Source organism: Actinoplanes sp. NPDC024001 (genome assembly GCF_040638955.1).
In the GTDB taxonomy this organism is placed as follows: domain Bacteria; phylum Actinomycetota; class Actinomycetes; order Mycobacteriales; family Micromonosporaceae; genus Actinoplanes.
Genome location: NZ_JBEZZB010000116.1, coordinates 1 through 26,345 on the forward strand (window position 1 = coordinate 1; position 26,345 = coordinate 26,345).

General features: G+C 71.1%; 27 protein-coding genes and 1 pseudogene. 14 read left to right on the forward strand and 14 right to left on the reverse strand.

Annotation, left to right across the window (positions count from 1 at the left end):
* Positions 1–87 precede the first annotated feature (87 nt).
* Positions 88–1,089, forward strand: a pseudogene (gene cobA, locus AB0F81_RS34700) (uroporphyrinogen-III C-methyltransferase); the annotation flags it as partial.
* A gap of 42 nt (positions 1,090–1,131) precedes the next feature.
* Here cobA and AB0F81_RS34705 read toward each other — a convergent pair.
* Positions 1,132–2,562: a trehalose-6-phosphate synthase gene (locus tag AB0F81_RS34705; protein ID WP_360204118.1), complete on the reverse strand. Its 1,431-nt coding sequence runs from the start codon at positions 2,560–2,562 to the stop codon at positions 1,132–1,134.
* 125 nt (positions 2,563–2,687) lie between these two features.
* Here AB0F81_RS34705 and AB0F81_RS34710 point away from each other — a divergent pair, with 125 nt between their 5' ends.
* From AB0F81_RS34710 to AB0F81_RS34730, 5 genes are all read left to right on the forward strand, one after another.
* The gene (locus AB0F81_RS34710; RefSeq protein ID WP_360204120.1) at positions 2,688–3,200 is read left to right on the forward strand and encodes a hypothetical protein; all 513 of its coding nucleotides are present in this window, start codon (positions 2,688–2,690) and stop codon (positions 3,198–3,200) included.
* A gap of 138 nt (positions 3,201–3,338) precedes the next feature.
* Positions 3,339–5,015 (forward strand): energy-dependent translational throttle protein EttA, encoded by a 1,677-nt coding sequence (gene ettA, locus AB0F81_RS34715; protein WP_360204121.1) that lies wholly within the window; start codon positions 3,339–3,341, stop codon positions 5,013–5,015.
* Between the two features lie 28 nt (positions 5,016–5,043).
* The gene (locus AB0F81_RS34720) at positions 5,044–5,442 is read left to right on the forward strand and encodes a thioesterase family protein (RefSeq protein ID WP_360204123.1); all 399 of its coding nucleotides are present in this window, start codon (positions 5,044–5,046) and stop codon (positions 5,440–5,442) included.
* Complete coding sequence (locus AB0F81_RS34725; protein ID WP_360204125.1) at positions 5,439–6,098, forward strand: hypothetical protein; 660 nt, start codon at positions 5,439–5,441, stop codon at positions 6,096–6,098. The genes AB0F81_RS34720 and AB0F81_RS34725 overlap by 4 nt, the downstream gene beginning before the upstream one ends.
* Before the next feature lie 129 nt (positions 6,099–6,227).
* Complete coding sequence (locus AB0F81_RS34730) at positions 6,228–6,827, forward strand: YbjN domain-containing protein (protein ID WP_360204127.1); 600 nt, start codon at positions 6,228–6,230, stop codon at positions 6,825–6,827.
* 9 nt (positions 6,828–6,836) lie between these two features.
* On the opposite strand, the gene AB0F81_RS34735 is transcribed toward AB0F81_RS34730, so the two are convergent.
* The 4 genes from AB0F81_RS34735 to AB0F81_RS34750 all read right to left on the reverse strand — a co-directional run bounded on the left by AB0F81_RS34735 (position 6,837) and on the right by AB0F81_RS34750 (position 11,244).
* Complete coding sequence (locus AB0F81_RS34735) at positions 6,837–8,105, reverse strand: delta-60 repeat domain-containing protein (RefSeq protein ID WP_360204129.1); 1,269 nt, start codon at positions 8,103–8,105, stop codon at positions 6,837–6,839.
* Between the two features lie 66 nt (positions 8,106–8,171).
* Positions 8,172–8,585, reverse strand: a complete 414-nt coding sequence (locus tag AB0F81_RS34740) for a globin (RefSeq protein ID WP_360204131.1) — start codon at positions 8,583–8,585, stop codon at positions 8,172–8,174.
* Positions 8,586–8,614: 29 nt separating this feature from the next.
* Positions 8,615–9,934, reverse strand: a complete 1,320-nt coding sequence (locus tag AB0F81_RS34745) for an MFS transporter (RefSeq protein WP_360204133.1) — start codon at positions 9,932–9,934, stop codon at positions 8,615–8,617.
* 242 nt (positions 9,935–10,176) lie between these two features.
* A complete protein-coding gene (locus AB0F81_RS34750) occupies positions 10,177–11,244 on the reverse strand; it encodes a mechanosensitive ion channel family protein (protein WP_360204135.1) in 1,068 nt (355 codons plus the stop codon).
* Positions 11,245–11,451: 207 nt separating this feature from the next.
* Between AB0F81_RS34750 and AB0F81_RS34755 the strand changes: the two genes are divergently transcribed.
* Positions 11,452–11,997, forward strand: a complete 546-nt coding sequence (locus AB0F81_RS34755; RefSeq protein ID WP_360204137.1) for an HNH endonuclease — start codon at positions 11,452–11,454, stop codon at positions 11,995–11,997.
* Between the two features lie 28 nt (positions 11,998–12,025).
* On the opposite strand, the gene AB0F81_RS34760 is transcribed toward AB0F81_RS34755, so the two are convergent.
* A complete protein-coding gene (locus AB0F81_RS34760) occupies positions 12,026–12,829 on the reverse strand; it encodes a class F sortase (RefSeq protein ID WP_360204139.1) in 804 nt (267 codons plus the stop codon).
* A gap of 7 nt (positions 12,830–12,836) precedes the next feature.
* Entirely contained in the window at positions 12,837–13,340 is a 504-nt protein-coding gene (locus AB0F81_RS34765; protein WP_360204141.1) for a hypothetical protein, read from the reverse strand.
* Between the two features lie 457 nt (positions 13,341–13,797).
* Here AB0F81_RS34765 and AB0F81_RS34770 point away from each other — a divergent pair, with 457 nt between their 5' ends.
* Complete coding sequence (locus tag AB0F81_RS34770; RefSeq protein ID WP_360204143.1) at positions 13,798–14,193, forward strand: DUF5130 family protein; 396 nt, start codon at positions 13,798–13,800, stop codon at positions 14,191–14,193.
* A gap of 4 nt (positions 14,194–14,197) precedes the next feature.
* Here AB0F81_RS34770 and AB0F81_RS34775 read toward each other — a convergent pair whose 3' ends face one another.
* Both AB0F81_RS34775 and pepN read right to left on the reverse strand, forming a co-directional pair.
* Positions 14,198–14,749 (reverse strand): Uma2 family endonuclease, encoded by a 552-nt coding sequence (locus tag AB0F81_RS34775; RefSeq protein WP_360204176.1) that lies wholly within the window; start codon positions 14,747–14,749, stop codon positions 14,198–14,200.
* Between the two features lie 109 nt (positions 14,750–14,858).
* Positions 14,859–17,399 (reverse strand): aminopeptidase N, encoded by a 2,541-nt coding sequence (pepN, locus tag AB0F81_RS34780; RefSeq protein ID WP_360204144.1) that lies wholly within the window; start codon positions 17,397–17,399, stop codon positions 14,859–14,861.
* A gap of 101 nt (positions 17,400–17,500) precedes the next feature.
* Here pepN and AB0F81_RS34785 point away from each other — a divergent pair, with 101 nt between their 5' ends.
* From AB0F81_RS34785 to AB0F81_RS34800, 4 genes are all read left to right on the forward strand, one after another.
* Entirely contained in the window at positions 17,501–18,133 is a 633-nt protein-coding gene (locus tag AB0F81_RS34785) for a disulfide bond formation protein DsbA (RefSeq protein ID WP_360204146.1), read from the forward strand.
* A gap of 288 nt (positions 18,134–18,421) precedes the next feature.
* Positions 18,422–19,618 (forward strand): DUF1015 family protein, encoded by a 1,197-nt coding sequence (locus tag AB0F81_RS34790; RefSeq protein WP_360204147.1) that lies wholly within the window; start codon positions 18,422–18,424, stop codon positions 19,616–19,618.
* Entirely contained in the window at positions 19,618–20,535 is a 918-nt protein-coding gene (locus tag AB0F81_RS34795; RefSeq protein ID WP_360204149.1) for an alpha/beta hydrolase, read from the forward strand. The genes AB0F81_RS34790 and AB0F81_RS34795 overlap by 1 nt, the downstream gene beginning before the upstream one ends.
* Positions 20,536–20,567: 32 nt before the next feature.
* Positions 20,568–21,053 carry a ribose-5-phosphate isomerase gene (locus tag AB0F81_RS34800; protein ID WP_360204151.1) on the forward strand — a complete coding sequence of 162 codons (486 nt, stop codon included), beginning with the start codon at positions 20,568–20,570 and terminating at the stop codon, positions 21,051–21,053.
* An 81-nt stretch (positions 21,054–21,134) separates the two neighbouring features.
* Here the strand turns inward: AB0F81_RS34800 and AB0F81_RS34805 are convergent, their stop codons facing one another.
* Together AB0F81_RS34805 and AB0F81_RS34810 are read right to left on the reverse strand one after the other, a co-directional pair.
* On the reverse strand, positions 21,135–21,419 hold the full coding sequence (locus AB0F81_RS34805) for a hypothetical protein (RefSeq protein WP_360204153.1): 285 nt from the start codon (positions 21,417–21,419) through the stop codon (positions 21,135–21,137).
* Between the two features lie 243 nt (positions 21,420–21,662).
* A complete protein-coding gene (locus AB0F81_RS34810) occupies positions 21,663–22,886 on the reverse strand; it encodes a GNAT family N-acetyltransferase (protein ID WP_360204154.1) in 1,224 nt (407 codons plus the stop codon).
* A gap of 101 nt (positions 22,887–22,987) precedes the next feature.
* Here AB0F81_RS34810 and AB0F81_RS34815 point away from each other — a divergent pair, with 101 nt between their 5' ends.
* Positions 22,988–23,602: a DNA-directed RNA polymerase II gene (locus AB0F81_RS34815; protein WP_360204155.1), complete on the forward strand. Its 615-nt coding sequence runs from the start codon at positions 22,988–22,990 to the stop codon at positions 23,600–23,602.
* Here the strand turns inward: AB0F81_RS34815 and AB0F81_RS34820 are convergent.
* The gene (locus tag AB0F81_RS34820; protein ID WP_360204157.1) at positions 23,595–24,470 is read right to left on the reverse strand and encodes an SDR family oxidoreductase; all 876 of its coding nucleotides are present in this window, start codon (positions 24,468–24,470) and stop codon (positions 23,595–23,597) included. The two genes, AB0F81_RS34815 and AB0F81_RS34820, sit on opposite strands and share 8 nt — an antisense overlap.
* An 83-nt stretch (positions 24,471–24,553) precedes the next feature.
* Here AB0F81_RS34820 and AB0F81_RS34825 point away from each other — a divergent pair, with 83 nt between their 5' ends.
* Positions 24,554–25,450: a glycosyltransferase gene (locus AB0F81_RS34825; protein WP_360204159.1), complete on the forward strand. Its 897-nt coding sequence runs from the start codon at positions 24,554–24,556 to the stop codon at positions 25,448–25,450.
* Positions 25,451–25,497: 47 nt separating this feature from the next.
* Here the strand turns inward: AB0F81_RS34825 and AB0F81_RS34830 are convergent, their stop codons facing one another.
* Together AB0F81_RS34830 and AB0F81_RS34835 are read right to left on the reverse strand one after the other, a co-directional pair.
* Complete coding sequence (locus AB0F81_RS34830; RefSeq protein ID WP_360204161.1) at positions 25,498–26,004, reverse strand: SRPBCC domain-containing protein; 507 nt, start codon at positions 26,002–26,004, stop codon at positions 25,498–25,500.
* Positions 26,001–26,321, reverse strand: coding sequence for a metalloregulator ArsR/SmtB family transcription factor (locus AB0F81_RS34835; protein WP_360204162.1), 321 nt, complete (start codon positions 26,319–26,321; stop codon positions 26,001–26,003). The genes AB0F81_RS34830 and AB0F81_RS34835 overlap by 4 nt, the downstream gene beginning before the upstream one ends.
* Positions 26,322–26,345 lie beyond the last annotated feature (24 nt).

The window sequence follows — 26,345 nt, forward strand, 5'->3', positions numbered from 1 at the left end:
GGCGGGGGGTCGGCGTGACGGCGGCCGCCGCGGTCGTCGCGTACGCGATCGGGATGCTGCCCAGCATGCTCGCCGGCCCCCAGTCGCGTCGCCGGCGCCTGGCTGGTCCATGTCGCGATCGACGACCCGCAGGCGGCTGCGCAGGTCAGCGAGGCCGCCGACGAGCATCGGATCTTTTGCGTACGAGCGGACGACCGTGACGCGGCCACGGCGTGGACCCCCGCGGTGACCCGGCACGGCCAGGTGACCGTGGCGGTGACCGACGGTGGTGACCGCCGCCGCGCGATGGCCGTCCGTGACCTGGTCGCTCACGCGCTCGAGGCCGCCCCGCCCGCCTCACCCGAGTTCAAGGGCGTGGCCCTGGTCGGCGGCGGTCCCGGTGATCCGGAGCTGATCACGGTCAAGGGCCGCCGGCTGCTCGCCGCGGCCGACGTCGTGGTCGCCGACCGGCTCGTCCCGGGCGTCCTCCTCGGCGAGCTGCGTCCCGAGGTCGAGCTGATCGACGCCGCCAAGATTCCGTACGGGCCGTCCGCCGCCCAGGAGGAGATCAACCGGATCCTGGTCGACCGGGCCTCGCAGGGCAAGTTCGTGGTCCGGCTCAAGGGCGGCGACAACTTCGTCTTCGGCCGCGGCGGCGAGGAGGCCATCGCGTGCGCCGAGGCCGGCATCCCGGTCGTGATCGTGCCCGGGGTGACCAGCTCGATCGCCGCGCCCGCCCTGGCCGGCATCCCGGTCACCCACCGCGGGGTGGCGCACGAGTTCACCGTGGTCTCCGGCCACATCCCGCCCGACCACCGCGACTCGCTGGTGGACTGGGCGGCGCTGGCCCGGCTCCGCGGCACCCTGGTGGTGCTGATGGGCCTGAAGAACCTGCCCGCGATCACGGCCCGCCTGATCGCCGAGGGCCGCTCGGCGCAGACACCGGTCGCGGTCGTGCAGGAGGGTTCCACCGCTCACCAGCGGTCGTTGCGCAGCACGCTGGGCGAGGTGACCGAGGCGGTGGCGACCGCCGGGATCCGGCCGCCGGCGGTCGTCGTGATCGGCGAGGTGGTCGCGGTCGGCGCGGAGATCAGCCCGGCAGTCGAGTGAGCCGGGGGAGCGCCGGGCGGACCGCCCGGCGCTCCCGCCCGGTCATGCGGGCTCGATGTCCCGGTCGGGCTCGGTGTCCTTCTCCTCGGCGCCGGCGAGTTCCTCGAGGAACGTCCGCGCCCACCGGGCCACGTCATGCGTGCGCAGGTGCCGCTGCATGACCCGCATCCGGCGCTTGAGCTCCGGCTGCTCCGCCCCGACGGCCCGCAGCAGGGCGTCCTTGACCCCGTCCGGGTCGTGCGGGTTGCACAGGAACGACTGGCGCAGCTCGGTGGCTGCACCGGCGAACTCGCTGAGCACCAGCGCGCCCCCGGTGTCGCCGCGGCAGGCGATGTACTCCTTGGCGACCAGGTTCATGCCGTCGCGCAGCGGGGTCACCATCATCACGTCGGCCGCCACGTACATCGCGGCCAGTTCCTGCCGGCTGTAGGACTGGTGCAGATAGTGCACGGCCGGCACGCCGACCTTGCCGAACTCACCGTTGATCCGGCCGACCTCGCGCTCGACCTTGACCCGCAGCGTCTGGTAGTGCTCCACCCGCTCCCGGCTGGGCGTGGCGACCTGCACCATGACGGCCTTGCCCACCTTCAGCTTGCCGTCGGCGAGCAGCTCGCGGAACGCCTTGAGCCGCAGCTCGATGCCCTTGGTGTAGTCGAGCCGGTCGACGCCGAGGATCACCGTCTCCGGGTCGCCCAGCTCGGCGCGGATCTGTTTGGCGCGGGCCTGCACCGCCGGGTCGGCGGCCAGTTTCTCCATGCCGGCGGTGTCGATGCTGATCGGGAACGCGCCGGCCTTGACCTTGCGCCCGTCGACCTGGATCGACTGGCCCTCGTAGCGCAGGCCGAGCAGGTGCCGGGCCAGCCGCACGAAGTTCTGCGCGGCGAGCCGCTGCTGGAAGCCGACCAGGTCGGCGCCGAGCAGACCGCGCAGCACCTCGGCGCGGAACGGCATCTGCATGAACAGCTCGATCGGCGGGAAGGGGATGTGCAGGAAGAACCCGATCTTCAGGTCCGGCCGCATCTCCCGGAGCATGGCCGGCACCAGCTGCAGCTGGTAGTCCTGCACCCAGACGGTGGCACCCTCGTCGGCCACCTCCGCGGCGGCCTGCGCGAACCTCTGATTGACCACCCGGTAGGTCTCGCGCCAGCGGCGCTTGTACACCGGGGTCTCGACCGCGTCGTGGTACAGCGGCCAGATCGTGGCGTTGGACTGGCCCTCGTAGTAGCGCTCCAGCTCCTCGGCGCTGAGCGGAACCGGATGGATGTGGATGCCCTCGAGCTCGAAGGGCTCGGGCGCCGGGCCGTCTCCGCCCGCCCACCCGATCCAGGTGCCGCGATGCTCGGTCAGGACCGGATGCAGGGCTGTGACCAGGCCTCCTGGACTGGGCCGCCACTGCTTTTCACCGTCCGGCGACGTCACCTCGTCCACGGGCAGACGGTTGGCGACGACGACGAAGGAACTTCGTTGGGCCACGCTGAGTACACCTCCGAGTGGTTTCTGTTCCCACCGCGAGCCTACTGGCCGTAAGCTCCCGTGTTTCACCGGCGGTCCAAAGGACTGTGATGGACCGGCTCGGGTGCGGGTGCCATCCTGTGCCGGTGACTCCCCTCGATGATCATTCCCAGCGGCAGCGGCCATTGTTCTTTCCTGTGGTGATCGCCACGGCGCTGTTGACGATCATCGGCTTGGCGGGTGGGTACCTGCTCGGCGAGCAGAGCACCCGGGCGAAGCCCCAGCCGACGCCCAGTCCCTCGGTGTCGCTGCTGCCCACCACCGGGCGCTGCCCGGAGCAGACCCAGGAGGTGGGTCGCCAGCAGCAGGCCGTCGGCGAGCTGCGCGAGGTGCTGCGGGTGCGCACCGAGCGCAAGACCGTGGTCTGGATCTGCCAGGACGAGGCCGGCGGGCTCTACTACCACGCCAACAAGGGCGGCACCGGCGCCGTGTGGGTCGAGGGCAAGACGGCCCTGTTCCTGAGCCAGGTGTGGCGCGAGGGTGAGAGCCGGTACGTGGCGCAGGCCTACGACGGCAACATCTTCTCGGTCGACCGGAAGCGGCTGTTGATCTCCTACGCGGACGGTAGCGAGGAGGTGCAGAAGGTGATCGGCGACTGACCGCGGGGTAGTTGTCGGCAGCGGCGGGGCACCTGGAAAGATTGTCCTTTGATTCCGGCACCGCCATCCCACCGTCCCACCCGCCGCCCATGAGCGGCCTGAAGACTGACAACGACGATCTCGGAGGTAGGGCACACCGTGGCCCAGTACATCTACGTCCTGGAAAAGGCGCGCAAGGCGCACGGCGACAAGGTCGTGCTCGACAACGTGACGCTGAGCTTCCTGCCGGGCGCCAAGATCGGTGTGGTCGGCCCGAACGGCGCGGGTAAGTCCAGCCTGCTCAAGATCATGGCCGGGCTCGACACGCCCAGCAACGGCGAGGCCCGGCTCATGCCCGGCTACTCCGTCGGCATGCTGGCGCAGGAGCCGCCGCTCAACGACGCGAAGACCGTCCTCGGCAACATCGAGGAGGCGGTCGCGGAGACCAAGGCCAAGCTGGAGCGGTTCAACAAGATCGCCGAGCAGATGGCCACCGACTACTCCGACGAGCTGATGGAGGAGATGGGCAAGCTCCAGGAGGAGCTGGACCACGCCGACGCGTGGGACATCGACTCCAAGCTGGAGCTGGCGATGGACGCGCTGCGCTGCCCGCCGCCGGACGCCGACGTCACCCAGCTCTCCGGTGGTGAGCGCCGCCGGGTCGCGCTCTGCAAGCTGCTGCTCGAGGCGCCCGACCTGCTGCTGCTCGACGAGCCCACCAACCACCTGGACGCCGAGTCCGTGCACTGGCTGGAGCAGCACCTGGCCAAGTACGCGGGCACCGTCCTGGCGATCACCCACGACCGGTACTTCCTGGACAACGTGGCCGGCTGGATCCTCGAGCTGGACCGCGGCCGGGCGATCGGCTACGAGGGCAACTACTCCACCTACCTGGAGAAGAAGGCGGCCCGTCTCGCGGTCGAGGGCCGCAAGGACGCCAAGCTCAAGAAGCGCCTCTCCGAGGAGCTCGAGTGGGTCCGGTCCAACGCCAAGGCCCGCCAGACCAAGAGCAAGTCGCGTCTGGAGCGGTACGAGGAGATGGCCAGCGAGGCGGAGAAGACCCGCAAGCTGGACTTCGAGGAGATCCAGATCCCGCCGGGCCCGCGTCTGGGCAACACCGTCATCGAGGTCAACAACCTGGTGAAGGGCTTCGACGGGCGGACGCTGATCAACGACCTGTCGTTCTCGCTGCCGCGCAACGGCATCGTCGGCATCATCGGCCCGAACGGTGTCGGTAAGACCACGCTGTTCAAGACCATCGTCGGCCTGGAGCAGCCGGACTCCGGCTCGGTGCGGGTCGGCGAGACGGTCAAGCTGTCGTACGTCGACCAGAGCCGGGCCGGCCTGGACCCGACCAAGACGGTGTGGGAGGTCGTCTCCGACGGGCTCGACCACATGATGGTCGGCAAGGTCGAGATGCCCTCCCGGGCGTACGTCGCGGCCTTCGGTTTCAAGGGCCCGGACCAGCAGAAGCCGACCAAGGTGCTCTCCGGCGGTGAGCGCAACCGGCTGAACCTCGCGATGACGCTGAAGATCGGCGGCAACGTGATCCTGCTCGACGAGCCGACCAACGACCTCGACGTCGAGACCCTGGGCAGCCTGGAGAACGCGCTGCTCGAGTTCCCCGGCTGCGCCGTGGTCATCTCCCACGACCGGATGTTCCTCGACCGGGTCGCCACGCACATGCTGGCCTGGGAGGGCACCGAGGAGGAGCCGGACAAGTGGTTCTGGTTCGAGGGCAACTTCGAGGCGTACGAGAAGAACAAGATCGACCGGCTGGGTGCGGAGGCGGCCCGCCCGCACCGGGTCACCTACCGCAAGCTCACCCGTGACTGATAACGGGCGCTTCGTTTACGACGTGCCCGTGCGCTGGTCCGACATGGACGCGTACGGGCACGTCAACAACGCCCGCTTCCTCACTCTCTACGAGGAGGCCCGGGTGGCGATGTTCTTCGTCGGCGCGAAGAAGCACGGGCTGGGCTCCTTCGAGGAGGGCATCGTGATCGCCCGGCACGAGATCGACTACGTGCGGCCGGTCGACTTCGGTGACCCGGTGCGCATCGAGATGTGGGTCTCCGAGTTGCGCGCCGCGGCGTTCACCGTGTCCTACGAGCTGTTCGACGACGGGGTGCTGGCCAGCCGGGCGAAGTCGGTCTGTGTGCCGTACAACCTGGTCAAGGGCCATCCGCGACGGCTCTCCGACGCGGAGCGGGACTTCCTGAAGCCGTACACCGCGGTTGATGCCGCCGGCGGCCGGTCATGAGTGGGCACGGCCTGCTCGGGGTTCCCGACGCAGGAGCGTTCCTGGCCCGGCTCACCCGGCTGGACCCGGCCGCGCCGGTGCGCCTGCGCTCGGCCGGCGGCCGGACCGCGCTCTGGGCGCACCTTCCCTGGGACGTGCTGGTCACCCGTGAGGTGGCCGGCCCCGGCCCCGGCGATGCGACGGTCTCGGCCGCCGAGCTGCTGGCGGTGCTGGCCGCCGGTGGCGACACGCTGCCGCAACGGCGCGACACGCAGTGGCGCTGGCCGTTGCCGCCGCCGGCGAGCCGGGCCGTCGAGTCCATCTCGGGCACCGAGCTGGCCCAGCTCGCGGCCGCGGCGGCGGGCACGTTGCGCGAGATCTCCAGTGGCGGCATGTCCGGCCGCGCGGTCGGGCAGCGCGCGGTCCGCGACGCCCTGCTCGATCACGTCGCTCTGGTCGTCACCCCGGAGGACGGCGCCCCGGTGCAGGTTTCCCAGCGTCTCGTGCAGGCCGTCGCCCGGATGGGTTTCCTGGGTCCGGCGAATGTGGAGACCACCGAGGCGCGAGTCCGGACCGCCGGCAGCTGGGTGGGAATTTCTGCACCATATGGAGTAGCTTGGCGACAGAGCGTTCATAAATTGACCGTTACTCCGATGGCGAGTCACCCGAAAGGGTGAGGCCAGATAGTCCTTCCGGTCCCGCCCTCCGGTTGGGGGGATGACCATCAGGTACTGGACGGGTACCGTCGGCCCTCGGATCCCCCGCAACGTCCGGCTGGGGGTCTGTTGGGGAGTGAGGTGCACACGATGCCGTGGTGGTCATGGCGTCCGGGTTCGGCCGCGGATGACGAGCCGGATGCCGGAGGCGAGATTGCGGTGCAGAGCACCGTCCGCGTCGGTGTCCCGGCCCAACGCGAGCCGGGCCGTGCCGGAGTTCCGTCCGAACTGTCCACGACCAGCGATCTGCCGGGGGCCTCAGCCTCCGATTCGGTCACGCCGGTGTCGCTCACGCGCGTCGGCAAGGCGCTCGACCTGCTCGACATCCGGTTCCTCGCCGACGGCGGGGGCAGTCTGCTGGCGATGTGGGAGCGGCACGCCGTCCTGTTCACCCTCGAGGGCCCGGACGACGAGATCCTGGTCATGCGGGCCCGGCCGCACGCGACGGTCCCCCCGGACTGGGCCGACCGGGCCTACCGCGTGGTGAACGAGTGGAACCACACGCGACGCTTCTGCAAGGCCTACGTGGGCGACCCGACCGAGCGGGGCCAGCTGCCGATATACGCCGAGTTGCAGGTGCCACTCGCCGCGGGCGCGCACGACGCGCTGCTCGTGGAGCTGCTCGACTGCGGCGCGGCGGTGGCCACCTCCTTCGTCGACTGGCTGCACGACGAAGGCGCTCTGCTCTAGGCGAGCCCGTCAGCTCAGCGGGAACATGCCGATCCGGCCGTGGTACTCGCGGCCGAGCTGGTCGGTGTCGGAACCGACGAGCAGGCCTTCGGGCGCGGTCAGGAAGGCGCGCACGCCCACACCGCGCGAGCGCGTCGGGTTCCACGGCAGGGCCTTGCCCGTGCTCGGGTTCACCGCGCCGATGCCGGGCCGCGACACGGCGCCCGGGCCGGGGCCGTTGCCGTCCGTACCGTAGGGGTTGTCGAACCACCGCTGGTGCCCACCGAGGTAGACGGCCGGCCCGGTGATCGCGACCGCGTAGAGCGAGTCACCGCCGGTGCGCTGCACCCAGGTCGGGTTGTGCCGCCCGCCGGTGCGCGTCTCGAACCGGGCGGCCGAGTCGCACAGCTTCTGCGCCGACGAGGCCCGCCCGGTCGCGGCGACCACGATGTACGACGCGTCCGGCGAGAACTTGACCTGCCGCAGGTAGGTGTCGAAGCCCTTCATGCACGGCGGCTTGAACGCGTCGGTGTACCAGGTGGTCAGCTGCGCCGCCGGGCCGCCCACGTCGAACAGGGCGATCTGCGTACGGTCGCTGGTGCCGGCCCGCAGGAACGCGCCGATCGCGATGAGCTTGCGCCCGTCCGGGGAGACGTCGAAGTGCTCGACCCGGGTCCGCTTGAGGCCGGGGCCGGCGAGGCGGGCGTCGAAGCCCGGGTCGACCCGTCCGGTGTGGGCGTTGAGCCGGGCCAGGCCGACCCGCGGGACGCCGTTGACGGCCGAGAACGTCCCGCCGGCGTAGAGCCGGTCGCCGCGGGCGGCCAGCGCCCGCACGTCACCCCAGTTGACCTTGGCGGCGAACGAGCCGATCCGTTCGCCGGTGCGCACCGAGAGCCGGGTCATCCCGCGCTGTGCGCTGCCGTTCACGGTCTTGAAGGCGCCGCCCGCGTACACGGTGCTGTCGGGGCCTGCCGCCAGCGAGTAGATCGCGCCGTCCACCTGCGGAGCGAAGCTCCGGATCGCGCCGTCGTGCAGGCCGAAGGCGAAGATGTTCTTCCGCGCCAGCGTCTGCCGGCGGCTGCTGTCGGTCACCTTCGTGAACGCCCCGCCGACCACCACGGTGTCCCCGATCAGGGCGAGCGCCCAAACCGTGCCGTCCAGCACGTGCGGTGTGTAGTCGACCGGGTTGGTGGAGACCACCGACGAATGGGCACGGTCGGCCACCGCGGGTGGGGTGGCAGCCACCGCCGGAACGGCGACGGCCGCCACGGCGGCGGCAGCGAACAGACGGCGACGCATCAGACGGCTCTCCCGGGATCGTGAGTGACAATCCGATCAACGAGCCACCGGCGAACGCGACACGAACTAGTGAGCGGGCTCCGCGGGATCCATGGTGTTCACCATGAAGTACGCCGCGCGCTCCAGATAATCCCAGAGCGCCGAGTGGTACGGCTCGGCCAGCCCGAGCGAGTCGACGGCCACCCGCATGTGGTGCAGCCAGGCGTCGCGCGCGGCCGGGTCGACCCGGAACGGCGCGTGCCGCATCCGCAGCCGGGGGTGCCCGCGAGACGCCGAGTACGTGTTCGGGCCGCCCCAGTACTGCATGAGGAAGAGCGTGAGCCGGTCGGCAGCCGGTCCCAGGTCCTCCTCCGGGTACATCGGGCGGAGCAGCGGGTCCTGCGCGACACCTTCGTAGAACTTGTCCACGAGGCGCCGGAACGTGGGCTCGCCACCGACAGCGGCGAACAGGCTGACCTCTTCCGGTACGGGTGCGCTCACCGTTCCATCCTGCCAGCCCGTCCCGCGGTTCAGCGGTTCGGCTGTGGCCGCTCCGGTGTGACGCTCGTCGTCGGCCGCTCGGGCGTGACGGGCGGTTCGGCCGTGGCCGCCGCGTCGACGGCGTCGGCGAACGTCTTCGGGCTCGGCCAGTTGACCGCGAGCACCACCATCGCGAGCGTGCCGCCGACACTCCAGAGGCCGACCACCATCGGCAGCCAGAAGTGGTCGGCGAGGGTGCCGGTGATCATCACCGCGCTGAACTGGCTGAGCTGCACCCCGCTGTTGACCACGCCGAACGAGCGGGCCCGGAAGTGCTGCGGCAGCGCCAGCACGAACGTCGCGTTCAGGGTCGGCATGAGGGCGCCCTGGACCACCCCGGAGCAGAGCACCATCAGGGCGACGAGCGGCGCCGGTGGCCCGGCCAGCGACGGGACCAGGAACAGCGGTGGCAGGACCGCGAGCACCGGGATCAGCCGGGTCCGCCGGGCGGCCGGGACGAGCCGGTTGAACAGGATGCCGCCGATGACGAAACCGAACGGCCCGGCGGCCATGATCATGCCCTGGTTCAGCCCGCGCGACGCCGGATCGGAGGTGCCCTCGGCGGCCCACGCGGCGGCCAGGCCCTCCGGGACGATGGCGAAGATCGTCATGGTGAACACCACGATGACGATCGAGCGCAGTGCCGGATGGCCGAAGACCAGGCGGAATCCCTCGGCGGTCTCCTCGAGCAGATGGGTGCGCTGCGCCGCCGCGAAGGCGGTGGGCCGGCGCCGGACGCCGGCGGCGATCAGCAGGGCCGAGAGGGCGAAGGTGGCGACGTCGATGCCGAGCGCGATCCGGGGGTTCAGCGCCACGGCCAGGGTGGCGCCGGCCAGATAGCCGATCACCTGGGCGGCCTGCCCGCTGGTCTGGTTGACCGCGAGGGCGAGCGCGAGGCGCTCGCGGCCGACCACCATCGGCAGCAGCGCCGAGCGCGCCGCCTGCGTCGGCGGCGCGCCCAGGCTGGAGAGCAGGAGCAGGGCCAGCATCACCGGGACCGGCAGGTCCGGGATGAGCAGCAGCCCGATCAGCACCATCCGGCACAGGTCCGAGCTGATCATCACCCTTCGATACGGGTACCGCTCGGCGACCGCGGCCAGCAGGGGACCGAACAGCCAGGGCAGGTACCCGATCCCGAAGGAGACCGCGGAGAGCAGCACGGATTCGCTCTGCTGGTAGACCAGAACGGTGACGGCCGCCCGCGAGAGGTAGTCGCCGATCCAGTTCACCAGGGTGGAGAGGTAGAGCGCCCGGTATTCCCGCACCCCGAAGACGTCGCGGAAAGTGACCGCAGGCTCACTGTCAGTCACCTCGTCGGCCGTGCTACCCGGCCGTGCGGGGTCTTCGGACACCAAGCCCTCCATCGCTGTCGACGATCGTCGAGAGCCGACGAAGGCCGGTCGCGCCCTGGGCGGTCCGGACGCGAACGTGCTTTTATGTGCAGAATCTGTAGCGGATTCTGCCCGATCGTCCGAGTGTTTGCTAGGGCGGTTAGGGCAAAAATCGGCCATTCGGTCGAGGGTGGAAACGCTTCCGGTCGCCTAGGCCCAGGTCAGGTAGCCCCTCCGGGGTGCTGCTCGGCGCCTGAAGGTCCGTTCAGCCACGCCGGCGGGATCGCGCTGCGCGGGCCCAGCCGGGACGCGGCGATCCGCTCCGAGATGCCGGAGGCGTCCAGCGCCTCGGTCAGCGCCCGGCGCAGCTCGCGCTGAACGATCGGCTGGCTGTCCGCGGTGGTCTTCGCGATGGTCCGGATCACCGCGCCGTCCACGGTCAGCTGCTCGACCCCGACCACCTCCGGCGGCTCCAGGAACTCGGTCTGGTGCTCGGGCTCGGCCGCCACGCCCTCCGCCGCGGCCTTCAGCACGCTGACCGCCTCCTCCGAGTTGACGAAGCCGATCGGGATGTCGATCACGACCATGGCCCAGCCCTGGCTCTTGTTGCCGACCCGGATGATCTCGCCGTTGCGGATGTACCAGAGCACGCCGCGGGCGTCGCGGACCGTGGTGATCCGCAGGCCGACGCTCTCCACCACGCCGGTCGCCTCACCCAGGTCGACCGTGTCGCCCACGCCGTACTGATCCTCCAGGAGCATGAACAGGCCGGCGATCAGGTCCTTGACCAGGCTCTGCGCGCCGAAACCGATGGCCACGCCGACGATGCCAGCGCTGGCCAGCAGCGGGCCCAGGTTGAACCCGAGCTCGCCGAGCACCAGGAGCCCGGCCATGGTGAAGACCACCGCGCTGACGAAGCTGCGCAGCACCGAGCCGATCGCCTCGGCCCGCTGCCGGCGCCGCTCCGGGATGAACTGTCCCTCCTCGGCGGTGACCGTCACCTTCTCCTTGAGCGGCTTCAGCAGCGCCGGCATCGCGGCGCGCGAGCTGCTCTGGGTCAGCCGGTCGATTCCGCGATGCAGCAGCCAGCGGATGAGCATCGCGACCAGAATGATGCCGAGGATCCGCAGCGGCTTGATGAACACGACGTAGCTGCTGGAGGCCAGCCACTGGTTGCCGGTCCATTCGAAGATCTGGCTGCACAGCGCGTCGGCCTTGCACGACTCGGAGATGTCCGGTGTCACGAAGACGTCGACAGTGCTGCTCGGCTTGGGGGGTGCCGGTGTCACGGGGGCAAGAGGGAACACGGGAACTCAAGGTACCGGGTCCGGCCGCCGGGAGACCTCAGACGTTTACCCCGCGGCCACAGATTGTGCTCGCAATTTGGTTATTCATCAGGGACTATTGGCGCACGGGCTTCGGGAGCGAGGCGCGGATCACACACGCATGGGCTACGGGAGCGGTTACAAGCAACTGACACCGGAAGGGTGATCGCGATGCCTGACATACGACCCACAGTGGGCTCTTCCGCGTTAGTGCTGAACGCTACCTACGAGCCGCTGTGCGTCGTATCGGTGCGTCGGGCGACCATCCTGCTGCTGACCGCCAAGGCCGAGTGCGTCTCCGACGGGGACGGCATGCTGCACAGCGCGCACCAGTCCCTCCCGGTTCCCTCCGTGGTCCGCCTGACGAGGTATGTGAAGGTGCCGTACCGGACGCATGTGGGGCTCTCCCGCCGGGCTGTCTTCGCCCGCGACGGCGGCCGCTGCGCCTACTGCCGCGGTTCCGCCGAGACCATCGACCACGTCTTCCCCCGCAGCCGGGGCGGTCTGCACGCCTGGGAGAACGTGGTGGCCGCGTGTGCCAAGTGCAATCACAGCAAGGGTGACAAGACCCCCGCCGAGCTCGGCTGGCGGCTGCACGCCCTGCCCGCTGCCCCGCGCGGTGTGGCCTGGCGGGTGCTCGGGCACCGTACCCCGGATCCGCGGTGGATGGACTGGCTGGACCTGCCGTCCGCGACGCTGGAGGCCGAGGCGGCGTAAGCCGCTTTTTCTGAGCCCGCGATCGGGCTCAGCCCTGGATCGAGTCGACCAGCGAGGCGAAGACGATGACGTTGTCGGCGTAGCCCTCCCGGCCGCCGAGCCACTTCCCGCCGCACGTCATCAGCCGCAGTGAGGGCCGGCTGTAATCGCCGTAGACGCGGTCCACCGGCAGCCGGTCCTTGTCGAAGGTCTCCACCGAGTTCACCTCGAAGATGGCCAGCGAGCCGTCCGCCCGGGTCACCTCGATCTCCTGGCCCGGCCTCATCCGGTGCAGGTCGTGGAAGACCGACGGCCCGGTCCGGGTGTCCGCGTGCCCCACGATCAGCGCCGGGCCGAACTGCCCCGGCGTCGGCCCGCCGTCGAACCAGCCGGCCTCGTTGTGCCGTTTCAGCGGCGGCACGTCGACCGAGCCGTCGTTCGCCAGGCCCACCTCGAGGATCGGCGCCGACACGTCCAGCGACGGGATCTCCAGTCGTTCCGGCCGGCTGGGGTCGAGCACCGGGAAGGCGCGCGGCGGCGGCTCGTCCGGGCCGCGGAACAGGCCGCCGATGTCGAAGCCGGTCGCCACGCCCAGTCCCATGCCGACGCAGAAGAGCCCGACGAAGAGCAGCGCCAGGGCGACCAGCCCGACCGGGCCGGCCCGGCGCCCGCGCAGCGGCCGCGGAATCGGGCCGGGCCGGGGACGCGGCACCCGAAAGGGCGAACGTCCCGGTGTGCTCGGGGTGGGCGGCAGGGGCCCGGTCACCACACCGGGCGGCGGGGCGCTGATCACCTGTGCCGGCCGTTTCTGCTGCACCGACCTCGGCACCCGCCGGCCCGCTCCGCTCGTCATCGCGGCCTCAGCCGGCCCGCCGGCGGCGGAACGACGCGAACGCGAGGGTCAGCCCGGCCGCGATCGCCGCCAGGCCACCGCCGATCAGAATCGGCCCCGTCGCGTCCGATGCTGTCCCACCGCCACCGGTGGCCGGGCCGCGGGCCGGCTCCACCCGCGCGACGACGTGCAGCGTGGCCGTCGCGTTGCCGCCACCGTCGGGGCAGCGCAGGGCCACCGGATAGTCGCCCGGATCGGTGTCCGAGGGCACCGGGACGGTCGCGGTCAGGAAACCGAACTCGGGCTGCACGGTCACCTCGCCGATCGGCTCGGCGGTCACCGTGGCCGGCTTCAGGTTGTCGGCGCAGGAGGCCCGCAGCGAGAGGTCCTCCCCGGCCGGCACGGTGCTCGGGTTGAGCTCCACGAACACGGCAGCGGCGTGCGCGGCCGTGACGGACGTCAGGGCGGGCACCGCCGGGACGGCCAGACCCGCCACGAGTGCCGCCGCGGCGGCGGGGACGGACATGCGCATGGGACCCCCTCCTGCCCTCCGCGGCGGAAAAGACGCGGACGGCGCGTGAGGGTGATTTTCGCACCTCGGGGCACAATCCGCGTAGATCCCGACGGCGTGAGACCCCGGTTCGAGACCCGACGGTCCGACACGAGTCGCGCTCCGCTACCGTGATTGTTGTTCAGAATCAAGGGATCACCGGCGCCTGGGGGCGTTCAGTTGTCTGTAATCAGCACCGTTCTGGTCTTTGTGATCATTCCGGCCGCGGTCATCGGGGCGGTTGCGGCGCTCGTACTCAGTGGCTCCGACAGGTCGAAACCGGACCGGCGATACCGCCCGGGCCGGCCGTACGACTTCCCGGCGATGTGGTTCACCGCTGCCCCGGAGCGGGTCGCCCCGGCGGCGGACGGACCACACGGGCTGGTCATCGAGGACAGCTCCGGCGCACCGGTCCGGCCCGGCCCGACAGGAGGCGCAAGTGACAGTTGGTGAGGTCACCCCGCTGGAGCAGCCGGCCGAGGGTCCTTTCACGACCCGGCAGCTGCTCCGCCTCGACGAGGCGCTCCGGATCGCCGACCAGGCGACCGGCCTGAACTTCAGCATCTACCTGGGCGAGCTCGGCGAGCCGGTCCGGGCCGCCGCTGAGGAGCTGCACCGCAAGACCCGCAACCACCAGCGGTCGGTGCTGATCGCGGTCTCGCCGAACCAGCGCAAGCTGGAGATCGTCACGGGCTCCGAGGCGCGCAAGCGGATCTCCGACCGCGACGCGAAGCTCGCCGGCCTGTCGATGGCGGCCTCGTTCGCCGGCGGCGACCTGGCCGGGGGCCTGCTGATCGGCATCGACCAGCTGGCCACCCACGCGGGCCGCTCCTAGCGGCTCACCGCCACGACGCCGGAGTGATCCGGATCGGATAGGGGGCGTCGAGCTTCACCTGCTCGGCGCCTTCCACGCTTTTCGCCGGCCGGTACCGGTCGCCGTCGAGCGCGTGCGCCCGCAGCACCGGGCCGGCCTCCACCCGCCAGTAGGCGGGGATGCCGGCCGTCGCGTACAGATCCGGTTTGAGCAGCCGGTCGTAACGCCGGGTCTCCTCGGACTCGATCTCCACCACCAGCGCCACGTCGGCCGGGTCGACCCAGATCGCGCCGGACGAGTGCGGGCGCAGCACGGTCACGTCGGGCACCACGTTGCTGCTGCCGATCTCGATGCCGAGCCGCGCGCACACCCACCAGCCGGGTGGCGCCGCCGCCCGCAGGGCGCCGACGACCGCCTCGACCAGGAGGTCGTGGTCGCCGTCCATCGGTGGGGTGACGTGCAGGCTGCCGTCGACGATCTCGTACCGGTGACCGTCCTGGGGGAACAGATGCAGGTCGGGCTCGGTCCACCGGCCCTCCGGCGCGATCCACCGCACCGGGGCACCCTGGCTGAGCATCGTCACAGGCCACCTCCATCACCGCGGAGTGCCAGCCTACTCGGAAAGTGTCGGTTACGTCACGGAAAGTGCGAAAGCCCCACCGAAGTGGGGCTTTCCACCATATGGATCAACCTGCCGAGCGGTCCTTCTCGCGCGCCTTCATGGCCCGCAGGATGCCGTCGCGGCCCTCGGCCACCAGCCGGCGCAGCGACGCCGGCTGGCCTTCCCGGCTCAGCCAGGCGTCGGTCAGCGCCACGGTCTCCTGGCCGATCTGGTACGCCGGGTACGCCAGCGTGGCGAACTCCTGCGCGGGCTCGCTGTCCGAGCGGGCCCACACGTCACCCACCACCTCGAAGAACTTCTTCGCGTACGGCGCCGTCAGAGCCACCTGGCGGGTGCTCTGGAAGCCCTGCAGCAGCGACCGGTTCAGCCAGTTCGGCGGCGCCTGCGGCCCGGTCAGCTCGGCCCACACCCGCGCCTTGTTCTCCGGCGTGGGCAGCAGCGCACGGGCGATCGCCGCCTCCCGCTCGCCGCTGGCGGTCCGGTCCGAGTCGAGCTCGGCGTCGATCTCCTCCTCGGTGGCGGCGCCGAGCGACGCGAGGGCCTGCAGCAGGCTCCAGCGCAGCTCGGTGTCGACCACCAGACCGGCCGGCCGGGTCTCCCCGGTCAGCCAGCCGCGCAGCTCGGCGGCCTGCTCGTCGGTGCGCGCCGCGGTGATGAACGCCCGCGCCCAGGTGAGCTGCCAGCCGCTGCCCGGCTCGGCCGCGGCCAGCTGGGTCTTCGCCATGTCGGCCAGCATCGCCCATCCGGTCGGCGCCCACGCGGGGTCGGCGAAGCTGGTCAGCGACATGGCCGCCTGCCGCAGCGTGGCGGTGGTCAGGTTGATGTCGGTCTCCGCGGGCAGGCCGGCGCAGACCAGCGCCACGTAGTCGCGAGCCGCCAACTCGGCGTCGCGCAGCATGTCCCACGCGGCCGCCCAGCACAGCGCCCGCGGCAGCGCCGACTCGAAGCCGGCGATGTGCTGCACCAGCACGCTCAGCGACCGCTCGTCCAGCCGCAACTTCGAGTACGTCAGGTCCTCGTCGTTGACCAGCAGCACGTCCGGCGCCTTCACCCCGGCCAGCGCGGCGATCTCGGTGCGCTCCCCGGCCACGTCCGCCTCGATCAGTTCCCGGCGCACCAGCCGGTCGCCGTCGAGGTCGTAGAGGCCGATGCCGATGCGGTGGGTGCGCAGCGTCGGGTAGTCCGCCGGCGCCTCCTGGGTGACCACGACGCTGGTGTAGCGGTCCTCGGCGTCCAGCTCGACCACCGGGCGCAGCGTGTTGACCTGGGCGGTCTCCAGCCACTGCGCGGCGAACTTGCGCAGTTCCCGGCCGGACGCCGACTCCAGCTCGGTGAGCAGGTCGTCGAAGGTGGCGTTGCCCCAGGCGTGCTTGGCGAAGTACGCCCGCAGGCCGGTTAGGAACGGGTCCAGCCCGACGTACGCCACCAGCTGCTTGATCACGCTGGCGCCCTTGGCGTACGTGATGCCGTCGAAGTTGACCTCGACCGCCTCCAGGTCCGGCATCTCGCAGTAGACCGGGTGGGTGGAGGAGAGCTGGTCCTGCCGGTAACCCCAGGACTTGCGGATCGACAGGAACGTCGACCAGGCGTCGGTGAACCGGGTGGCGTGGGTGTTGCACCAGTGGCTGGCCCACTCGGCGAACGACTCGTTGAGCCACAGGTCGTTCCACCAGCGCATGGTGACCAGGTCACCGAACCACATGTGGGCGAGCTCGTGCAGGATCGTGTTGGCCCGCTGCTCGTACTCGTAGTCGGTGACCTGCGAGCGGAAGATGTAGTGCGACTCGGCGTGCGTGACGCAGCCGAAGTTCTCCATCGCGCCGGCGTTGAAGTCCGGCACCCAGAGCTGGTCGTACTTCGGCAGCGGGTAACGCACCCCGAACTGCTCGTGGAAGAAGTCGAAGCCCTGCTTGGTGATCAGGAACAGGTCGTCGGCGTCCAGGTACTGCGCCATCGAGGCCCGGCAGAAGACGCCCAGCTCGATGCCGTCGTGCGAGTCGCGGACCTCGTGGTACGGCCCGGCGCAGATCGCCGTGATGTAGGTGCTCATCCGCGGCGACGTGGTGAAGTGGACCGCCTTGGCGCCGTCGCCGGCCGCCTCCTCGCGGTCCACCGGCATGTTGGAGATGACCTTCCAGTGCGCCGGCACGGTGGCGTGCCAGGTGAAGACGCTCTTCAGGTCGGGTTGGTCGAAGCACGCGTACGTCCGCTGGGCGTCCGCGGTCTCGAACTGGCTGTAGAGGTAGACCTCCTTGTCGACCGGGTCCAGGCTGCGCTGCAGGCCCTGCCCGCTCGCCGAGTACTTGAAGTCGCCGTCGACGACCAGCGTGTTCTCGGCGGCGAGCCCGGACAGCGGCAGGCCGTTCTCCGGGGACCAGCCGGTGAGGTCGACCGGGGCGCCGTTCAGGGTCGCGGAACGGATCGAGGCGGCGGCCGCCTCGATGAACGTCGCGGCCCCCGGCTCGGCACACCGGAAGGTGACCACCGTCGTGGATCGAAAAGTGTCGGAACCGGTCAGGTCCAGAGTGATGTCGTACCCGGTCACCTCGAGCAATCGGCTACGTTCCGCAGCCTCGACCTGGGTCAGGTTGTGAACACCGGCCACGTGCACTCTCCTTCGAGCTGACTGCGTTTGTTCGAAGCCTATGCGCCTGCGGCGACGGAACTCACCCCGACCGGGTACCGATCCGGGTGGAAGATCTAGCTATGACTGAACGCGCCACCGTCGACATGTGGTTCGACCCGCTCTGCCCCTGGGCCTGGATGACGTCCCGCTGGCTGCTCGAGGTGGAGAAGGTCCGCCCCCTCGACGTCCGCTTCAACGTGATGAGCCTCTCGGTGCTGAACGAGGGCCGTGACGAGCTCCCGCAGCAGTACCGGGACATGATGGACAAGGGGTGGGGGCCGGTGCGGGTCTGCATCGCCGCCGCCGAGACCGCCGGTCCGGAGGTGCTGCGTGACCTCTACACGGCCCTCGGCACCCGCATCCACCTGCAGAAGTACGAGATCGACGACGAGAAGCTGTTCCGTGAGGCGCTGACCGAGGTCGGCCTCGACCCGGCGCTCGCCGCCGCCGCGCACACCGACCGCTACGACGAGGCGCTGCGGGTCAGCCACAACGCCGGCATGAAGCCGGTCGGCACCGACGTCGGCACCCCGGTCATCCACGCGCCGGGCCCGAACCCGGGGGAGACCGTCGCGTTCTTCGGCCCGGTCGTCACCCCGGCCCCGAAGGGCGAGGCGGCCGGCAAGCTCTGGGACGGTGTCCTGCTGGTCGCCGCCACCCCGGGGTTCTACGAGCTCAAGCGCAGTCGCGACCTCGGTCCGATCTTCGACTGAGGCACCTCCTTGCAACCTGCCGGTCGTTGGATGGGGTGATGTACACCTCATCCAACCCGGAGGCGGGCATGCCGGAGAGCGAGCCGATCGGATCGAGCATCAGCGTCCAGCGCGGCGTTTGGGCTGATCTGCCCCCTGATGTGGCGGTCATGGTGGCCCCGCCGGTGACGGTGACGGCCTCTCCGGCCGCGCGTCCGGTCAATCCACATCGCATGGCCCAGTTGAGCAGGTCACGCGGGAACATGCCGGTTGGTAGGCACCGCAGGCACGCCGGGTAAGTTGCCCCCCATGACGGTCGTGCACCCGATCAGCCGGGCCTGGATCACCAATGGCGGTACCGGGGCCCAGAATTATGACGAGTTCGCCGACGACGCCGAAATCACCGAGATCATCACGGCCAACCCGCACAGCGCGCTGGCCGTCGAGATGCCGCACCTCGCTCCCGATTCGCTCGGGAAGTCCTTCTCCGACGCCCTCCCGGACGCTGTGGTCCGGCTGGAGCGCGAGAAGTCCGAGGGCCGGTACCGCCCCGCCGAGCACGTCGTGGTGCTCTACCGCATCACCGCGCCGGGCGAGGCGCCCGGCTACGGGCTGTGGGCCATGGTGGAGACCGCGCAGATCTCCACCAGCGCCGACGAGCCCGGCCTGGTGATCCGCAACGAGGACGTCTTCATCAGCAAGGTCCGCGAACGGGTCGCCCTCGCCGACGCGCTGCAGACGCTGCTCTCACCCGTACTCCTGCTGCAGACCGGCAAGGGCGAGGAGCTGCACGCCGCTCTCGCCGACGCCGCGGACGCGGCGGGCGAGCCCGCCGCGACCGACCTCGACCCGACCGGGCGCACCCACGCCATCTGGGAGATCGGCCCGGGGGAGCTGCAGGACCGGCTGCTCGAGCTGGCCGGCGGCGGCGAGCTGGTGGTCGCCGACGGCAACCACCGCAGCCTCGCCGCGCAGACCGGCGGCCTGCCGCGCTTCCTGGCGGTCGTCACCACGCCCGCGTCGGTCGCCATCCAGCCCTACAACCGGCTGGTCAGCGAGCTGCCCACGGCGCTCGACGAGCTTCTCGACCGGCTTCGCGCGGCCGGTGCGACGGTCACCGAGCTGCCGCGCGCCGCGCAGCTGCCCGCCAAGGGCACGATCGAGATGTACGCCAAGAGCCGCTCGTTCGCCGTCGGACTGCCGCCGAACCCGACCGGGACCTCGGTGGAGAACCTGGACCACGCCCTGGTGGAACGCGTCATGCTGCGCGACACGCTGGGCCTGGACCCGGGCGACAAGCGGATCGCCTACATCGGCGGTGACTACCCGGTCGAGTGGCTGCGTGGCGAGGTCGACGCCGGCCGTGCCGAGCTGGCCGTGCTGATCGCCCCGGTCACCGTGGACGACTTCGTCGAGGTGAACCTGGAGCGGCTGAAGCTGCCCCGCAAGAGCACCTGGTTCACCCCGAAGGCTCGCGGCGGTCTCGTCCTGGCCCAGCTTGACTGATGTTGCACCCACAGGTGACCGCCGCCGCGCAACTGCGGCGGCGGCCTACGGCTGAGGAGCTCGCCGCCGACCCGTACCAGCGGTTGCTGGGCGCGCGGGCGGCGATGGAGGAGTCGAACGAGGCGGAGACCGGCCCGGCGCTGCCGCTGCCGGTCGTCGCCGACTTCGACGCCGACGGCGTGCCCTGCCGGCTCTACGCGACCAGGACCGGTACCCCGGTCCTGGTCTACCTGCACGGCGGCGGCTGGTGTTACGGCAGCATCGAGACCGTGGACCGGTTCTGCCGCCGGGTGGCCGAGCGCTCCGGCTGCGCCGTGGTCTCGGTCGGCTACCGGCTGGCCCCGGAGCACGTCTTCCCGGCCGCCCTCGACGACGCCGCGACCGTGGTGTCCTACCTGCGGCGTTCCGGCGCGGAGCTGGGCCTGGACGTCTCCCGGCTGGCGATCGGCGGCGACAGCGCGGGCGGCCAGCTCGCCACGGTCACCGCCCGCCGGCAGCGCGACGCCGCCACCCCGCTCGACTACCAGGTGCTGATCTACCCGGCGCTCGACCCGCTCACCTCCGCCGAGTCCTACGACGAGGTCGGCGGCTACGGCCTGGACCGCGCGTCGATGAAGCTGGCCTGGGAGACGTTCGTGCCGGACCCGGTGCAGCGGCTCACCCCGGACGTGTCCCCGCTCGCCGTGGCCGATCTGTCCGGAATGCCGCCTACGTTGCTGATCACCGCGGAGTACGATGCCTTGCGCGACGAGGGTGCGGACTATGCGAACGCGCTGATCGCCGCCGGTGTCCCGGTGGTGCACACCCGCTACATGGGGGTGAACCACGGCTTCGCCCGGAAGCTGGCCACCATCGACGCCGCCCGGGCCGCGGCTGATCAGGTGGCGTCCGCCCTTCGTTCCGCGTTGTGCTTCTGAAGACTTCCACCACGTCTGAAAGACTTTCCGACATGCGTCTCTACCTGGGTTCCGACCACGCCGGCTTCGAGCTGAAGAACCACCTCGTCAACCACCTGGTCAAGCAGGGGCACGACGTGGTCGACGTCGGACCGCACGCCTACGACCCCGAGGACGACTACCCGGCGTTCTGCTTCCACACCGGCGTCAAGGTGGTGGCCGACCCGGGCTCGCTGGGCATCGTGATCGGCGGCTCCGGCAACGGCGAGCAGATCGCCGCCAACAAGGTGCCCGGTGTCCGCTCCGCGCTGGTGTGGAAGACCGAGATCGCCGAGCTGGCCCGGCAGCACAACGACAGCAACGTGATCGCGATCGGCGCCCGCCAGCACACCCTGGACGAGGCCACCGCGTTCGTCGAGGCGTTCATCGCCACCCCGTTCTCGGGCAACGCCCGGCACGCCCGCCGGATCGCCCAGCTCGCCGACTACGAGGTGGCCCGCGAACTCCCCGACCTCCCGGAATCCGCCCCCACCGCCTGAACCACCGGGTGAACTTCGGGCGCGCTCCGCGCCCGAGTTCCACCGTTCGGGCGCGCTCCGCGCCCGAACTCCACACGCTCCTCAGCGGCGCGGGAGGTCCTCGCGCGGCAGCCAGTTGCGCCGCACGATCGTCAGGTCCCGCTCGGCCTCGGCGATCTGCTCGTCGGTCGGCCGGGACGCGTCCCGCGCCCGCAGCGCCGCCCCCACGCTGACCTGCGACGACCCCGAACCGACCAGCCCGCGCAGGCCACGCTCGGCCTCCCGCTCGTCGGCACCGGCTCCCGCACCCGAGGTCGGCCGCCGTCCGAAGCCACTCCGCCGCTGCCCACCCTCGCCGGCGGGAGCAGGGACAGCCGGCGATCCCACCGGCGGTCCCGGCACCGGAGGAGGCGCGGGCACAGCCGGCGGCCCCGGCACCGCGGGCGGCCCCGGCACCGCGGGCGGCCCCGGGACAGGCGGGCTCGGCGCAGGCGGGCTCGGCGTCGCAGCGGGCGGAGAAGCCGGCGGAGCAGCCGGCTCAGCCGGGGCGGACGTCGAGGAGGGGCGCACGCGGCGGCGCCGGCGTTCGGGCTGACCCATGCCGCCGACGCTACCGCCGCCACGCCCCGCTCAGAACACCTCGGTCGGACTCGGCGCCCGATGCCACCGGAACGCGGCGGTCGGGTCGTTGCCGGTGAGCTGCCGGACCCGCCCCGCGGCGGCCAGCGACGACAGGCTCGTCGCCCCCAGATAGGCCGCCCCGAGCTCGGTCACCGTGCAGGCCAGATCCGCCGGATCCGTGGTCGCCGTGCACGTCGCCCCCTCCGGCCCGCCGGTGAGCCGCCACCGCCCGGTGTTCTGCTCCAGCAGCGGGTCGGTGACGTCCAGCACGACGTCGACGGGCGCCGAGTACCGCCGGGCGGCCAGCGCGCGCGGCACGTCGATCAGCCGGACCCAGAGCCCGTCCAGGAGCATGGCGCCGAGCCGCCGGGGTTCGTCCACCAGATATTGCAGGGGCTCGTCCACGGGGGCCAGGCGCACGGTCACCGACCGGCTCAGGTCGATGCCGAGCAGGAACCGCCAGAGCGCCTGATAGGTCTCCGGGTCGGTGGCCGCCACCTCACGCACCTGCACCTCGGCGTTCGGCCCGTGATCGGTCCAGTTGTCCTTGACCCGCCAGAGCGCGTACCCGGTGGGTCCGCCCGCGCCCTCGTGGACCACCGCATACCGCTTGGTGGCGCCGTCCCGGTCGTCCTTCGGGTCGACCAGCACATATCGCCACCAGCGCTCGTCCCGGCTGGACCAGCCGACCTGCTCCGGCCGCAGCTGCTCGAACACCTTGGTGATGGCGGGCAGCAGATCGTGCGGATCGCCCATGCGCAGCTGCCCGGTGGGCTCGGCGGGCGGCGCCGGGAGACGAACCTCACGATTCATGATCGAGAGACTGAGGCGGGCGGACGCCGGACCGTACCCGAACCGTGGGTAGATCTTGGTCTCGCTGGCCCAGAGCACGGCGATCGGCTCGCGCCCGGCCTCGGCCACGTCGCGCAGCTGCTGGTGCATCATCCGCGTCAACAGGCCCCGCCGGCGGTGCGTGGGAAGCACCCCGACACCGGTCACGTGAGCGGCCGGGACGATCGCGCCTGGCACGGTGAGATCCCTGCTCAGGATGTTGGTGTGCGCGACCACGGCGCCCGCGTCCTCCACCACCAGCGCGCGTTCCGGCTCGTAGACGCTCGCCGTGACCTCCCGGTATCCCGCCGAGAGCTCCTCGTGGAAAACGGTGTCGAGAAGATCGATCACCGCGGGGTGATCGTCCGCAGTGCCGGGCCGCAGTCGCAACGCATCCTTCATGGCTCGTGTGTAACGGACTGCCGTGGGTGAAGGCGACCGATTTGTTGGCTCGCTACGCTCGACCTTGACGTCGCCGTCGTACGCAGGCCGAGAGGGGAACGATGCCGGAGCAACCGCAGTGGTCCGAGCGGACGCTCGACATGCCGCCGCAGGACCCGTGGGCCGACCAACCGACCGCACAGTCGGCCCCGCCCACCACACCGATCTCCGCGGCGCCGGGCGTGCCGCCGGCGCCGGAGCCGGAGCAGTCGCCGTTCACCCGCGGCCGGGCCCGGGTCACCCAGCGCACCCAGCAGTTCAGCGCCGAGCACGAGCCGACCGGCACCGGCTGGCCGGAGGAGCCCGGGCACGGCCCGAGCGAGCCGCGCAGCCTCAGCTGGCACATCCGCCGGCTGCGCCGCGGCAGCGAGTGGTCGAACGCCGCCCTGGTCTTCGCCTTCGTCTGCTGGGGCATCTGGGTGCTGTCGTCGGAGGGTTCGTTCGCCACCGCGGCGACCGTCTTCCTCGTGACGGTGTGCGTGGCCGCGGGCGTGTTCGCGCTGTCCCGCCTGGTCGGCCGCCTGGTGCTGGAGCGGCAGATGGGCCGGGTGCGGCACACCGCCCGCGGCTCGCACATGGTCGCCGGGCTGTTCCTGGTCGGCGTCGGGTTCGCTCACCTGCGCCAGACCGAGTGGGTGATGGACGCCTTCAACTGGACCGTCGGCCTGTTCAGCTGACCGGCTTGCCACCGGTGATGCCGAGCACCTCGCCGGTGGTGTAGCTGGACTCCGGGCTCGCGAAGTAGACGTATGCGGGCGCGAGCTCGGCCGGCTGCCCGGCCCGCCCGATCGGGGTGTCGCCGCCGAAGGACTTGACCTTCTTCTCCGGCATGGTGGCCGGGATCAGCGGCGTCCAGATCGGTCCGGGCGCGACCGCGTTGACCCGGATCCCCTTCTCGGCCAGGTCCTCGGCGAGCGCCTTGGTGAACGCCACGATGCCGCCCTTGGTGGTGGCGTAATCGAGCAGCGCGCTCGACGACAGGTACGCCTGCACCGACGCGGTGTTGATGATCGTCGAGCCGGGCGGCATGTGCGGGACAGCGGCCCGGCAGAGCCAGAACATCGCGTACAGGTTGGTCTTCATGACCCGGTCGAACTGCTCGTCGGTGATCTCGGTGATCCCGCCCGGCTGCGCCATCTGGTAGGCGGCGTTGTTCACCAGGATGTCCACCCCGCCGAGGTCCTGCCGGGCCCGTTCGATGATCGCCCGGCAGTGCGCCTCGTCCTGGATGTCGCCGGGCACGGTGACCGCCTTGCGGCCCGCTTTCTCGATCCACTGCGCGGTGTCGGCCGCGTCCGTCTCCTCCTCGGGCAGGTAGGAGATGAGCACGTCGGCGCCCTCCCGGGCGTACGCGATCGCCACCGCCCGCCCGATCCCGGAGTCGCCGCCGGTGATGACCGCCTTGCGGCCGGTCAGCCGCCCGGTGCCGCGGTAGCTCTGCTCGCCGTGGTCCGGCCGGTCCGGCATGGCCGAGGTCAGGCCGGGTGGCTGCTGGTCGCCGCCGTCCAGCTCGGGCTTCGGGTACATGTCGCGCGGGTCCACCATGTCGCCTCCTCGTTCGGGGAACGTTCGTCTCCCGCTTGCCCGCATCGCGTGCGGATAACCGAATCGTGGGTATGCCACCGCGCATGGGGGACTCACGGGTGGGCGTCGTGGTGATCACGTGGCAGCGGCGCGACGAGGCGCTGGCCTGCGTGGAAAGGTTGTTGCAACTGCCGGAGGCACCCCATGTGGTGCTGGTCGACAACGGTTCCACCGACGGGACCGCTGACGCGGTCCGCGACCGATTCCCGGCCGTCGAGGTGGTCGCCCTGAGCGCGAACCTCGGGGCCGTCGGTCGCAACATCGGGGTACGACGACTGCGTACGCCGTACGTCGCGTTCTGTGACGACGACACCTGGTGGGCCCCGGGTTCACTGGCTCTGGCCGCGGACGTGCTCGACGAGCACCCGCGCCTGGCGCTGGTCAACGCCCGGATCGTGGTCGAGCCGTCCGGCGCCGAGGACCCGATCGTGGCCGAGCTGCGGGACTCGCCGGTTCCGGCGCCGGACTGGCTGCCGGGTCCCGCGCTGGGCAGTTTCCTGGCCGGCGCGTCGGTGGTGCGGCGCGGCGCGTTCGAGGCGGCCGGCGGCTTCAGCGAGCGGCTCTGGCTCGGCGGGGAGGAGGAGCTGCTCGCCACCGATCTGCTCAGCTCCGGCTGGGAGCTCTGCTATCTGGGGGAGCTGACCGTGCATCACCGGGCGTCAGCGCTGCGCGACGCCACGCACCGGCGGCGGGTCGGCCTGCGCAACACGCTCTGGTTCACCTGGCTGCGACGGCCGGTCGGCGCCGCCGTACGCCGGACGCTCTTTCTGGCCCGGACCGTCCCGCGCGACCGCACCTCGTTGCTCGGCGTGCTGGACGCCGTGCGCGGCGCGGCCTGGCTGATCACGCACCGCCGGCCGCGGCCGGCGGTGGTGGAGGCCCGTCTCGGCGTCCTGGACGAGGAGCAGCGGCGCTCGACGGCTCGCCGTTACGTGGGCTGACCGGCGGTGGCCGGCTCGGCGGTGCCGAGCCGGCTGGTGACTCTCCGTCAGGAGGCCGCCATTGTCTTGCCGGTCTCCAGCAGCGACTTGAGGTCACTGAGGACCCACGCCCAGCCGCCGCCACCCTCGGCGGCCGCCTCCGGGCTGCCGGCGACCATCGCGGCGTGCGCCGGCGCACCGGCCAGCTCATGGGTGACGGTGACCCGGCAGACGCCGGGACCGGCGTCCTCGATCTCGTAGGTGAGCGTGGTGAACGGCTCGGCCGCGGTGGTCGGGTCCATCAGCATCCGCCAGGTCTGCACCAGCCGCCGCGGCGGCTCGGCCTCGAGCACCTCCCCGTCGACGATCGTGTCGGGGATCTCGAACCCGTTGGCGGCGGCGTAGTCCTTCATCTCCCGGGTGGCCGTGGAATGGAACCGGCCACCCTTGTTGAGCTCGTAGAACTGCGGGGCAGCGTAGCCGTAGCGCGCGTTCCACCCCGGGTCGGTGATCGCGGTCCAGATCTTCTCCGGGCTCGCCTTGATCCAGACTCGGTAGACCTGCGTGGTGCTCATGACTCTTCCTCCAGCGTGTGCTTGAGATCGATGAGTGCGGTCACGTGGTGCTCGGTGTACTTGTCGATCCACCGGTCGTGGATCTGCCGGATCGGGACCGGGTTGAGGAAGTGCAACTTCTCCCGGCCGGACCGGCGCGCGACGACGAGACCCGCCTCCTCGAGCACCCGCAGGTGCTTGGCCACGCCGAACCGCGTCATCTCCAGCTCCGACTCCAGCTCGGTGAGCGTGCGGCCGTCACGCGCGAAGAGCAGGTCGAGCAGGAAGCGACGGCTGGGATCGGCCAGAGCCTTGAACACCCGGTCGTCGTCTGTCATGACGCTAAGTTAGGTGACCATTTG

What these genes read in the sequence shown, in the direction of transcription:
- AB0F81_RS34810 (WP_360204154.1), bottom strand. Translation starts at nt 22,886, where the DNA reads ATGAAGGATGCGTTGCGACTGCGGCCCGGCACTGCGGACGATCACCCC.
- AB0F81_RS34785 (WP_360204146.1), top strand. Translation starts at nt 17,501, where the DNA reads ATGACTGAACGCGCCACCGTCGACATGTGGTTCGACCCGCTCTGCCCC.
- AB0F81_RS34825 (WP_360204159.1), top strand. Translation starts at nt 24,554, where the DNA reads ATGGGGGACTCACGGGTGGGCGTCGTGGTGATCACGTGGCAGCGGCGC.
- AB0F81_RS34775 (WP_360204176.1), bottom strand. Translation starts at nt 14,749, where the DNA reads ATGCTCAGCCAGGGTGCCCCGGTGCGGTGGATCGCGCCGGAGGGCCGG.
- AB0F81_RS34800 (WP_360204151.1), top strand. Translation starts at nt 20,568, where the DNA reads ATGCGTCTCTACCTGGGTTCCGACCACGCCGGCTTCGAGCTGAAGAAC.
- AB0F81_RS34835 (WP_360204162.1), bottom strand. Translation starts at nt 26,321, where the DNA reads ATGACAGACGACGACCGGGTGTTCAAGGCTCTGGCCGATCCCAGCCGT.
- AB0F81_RS34820 (WP_360204157.1), bottom strand. Translation starts at nt 24,470, where the DNA reads ATGGTGGACCCGCGCGACATGTACCCGAAGCCCGAGCTGGACGGCGGC.
- AB0F81_RS34755 (WP_360204137.1), top strand. Translation starts at nt 11,452, where the DNA reads ATGCCTGACATACGACCCACAGTGGGCTCTTCCGCGTTAGTGCTGAAC.
- AB0F81_RS34830 (WP_360204161.1), bottom strand. Translation starts at nt 26,004, where the DNA reads ATGAGCACCACGCAGGTCTACCGAGTCTGGATCAAGGCGAGCCCGGAG.
- AB0F81_RS34815 (WP_360204155.1), top strand. Translation starts at nt 22,988, where the DNA reads ATGCCGGAGCAACCGCAGTGGTCCGAGCGGACGCTCGACATGCCGCCG.
- AB0F81_RS34730 (WP_360204127.1), top strand. Translation starts at nt 6,228, where the DNA reads ATGCCGTGGTGGTCATGGCGTCCGGGTTCGGCCGCGGATGACGAGCCG.
- AB0F81_RS34765 (WP_360204141.1), bottom strand. Translation starts at nt 13,340, where the DNA reads ATGCGCATGTCCGTCCCCGCCGCCGCGGCGGCACTCGTGGCGGGTCTG.
- AB0F81_RS34795 (WP_360204149.1), top strand. Translation starts at nt 19,618, where the DNA reads ATGTTGCACCCACAGGTGACCGCCGCCGCGCAACTGCGGCGGCGGCCT.
- AB0F81_RS34790 (WP_360204147.1), top strand. Translation starts at nt 18,422, where the DNA reads ATGACGGTCGTGCACCCGATCAGCCGGGCCTGGATCACCAATGGCGGT.
- AB0F81_RS34725 (WP_360204125.1), top strand. Translation starts at nt 5,439, where the DNA reads ATGAGTGGGCACGGCCTGCTCGGGGTTCCCGACGCAGGAGCGTTCCTG.
- AB0F81_RS34735 (WP_360204129.1), bottom strand. Translation starts at nt 8,105, where the DNA reads ATGCGTCGCCGTCTGTTCGCTGCCGCCGCCGTGGCGGCCGTCGCCGTT.
- AB0F81_RS34760 (WP_360204139.1), bottom strand. Translation starts at nt 12,829, where the DNA reads ATGACGAGCGGAGCGGGCCGGCGGGTGCCGAGGTCGGTGCAGCAGAAA.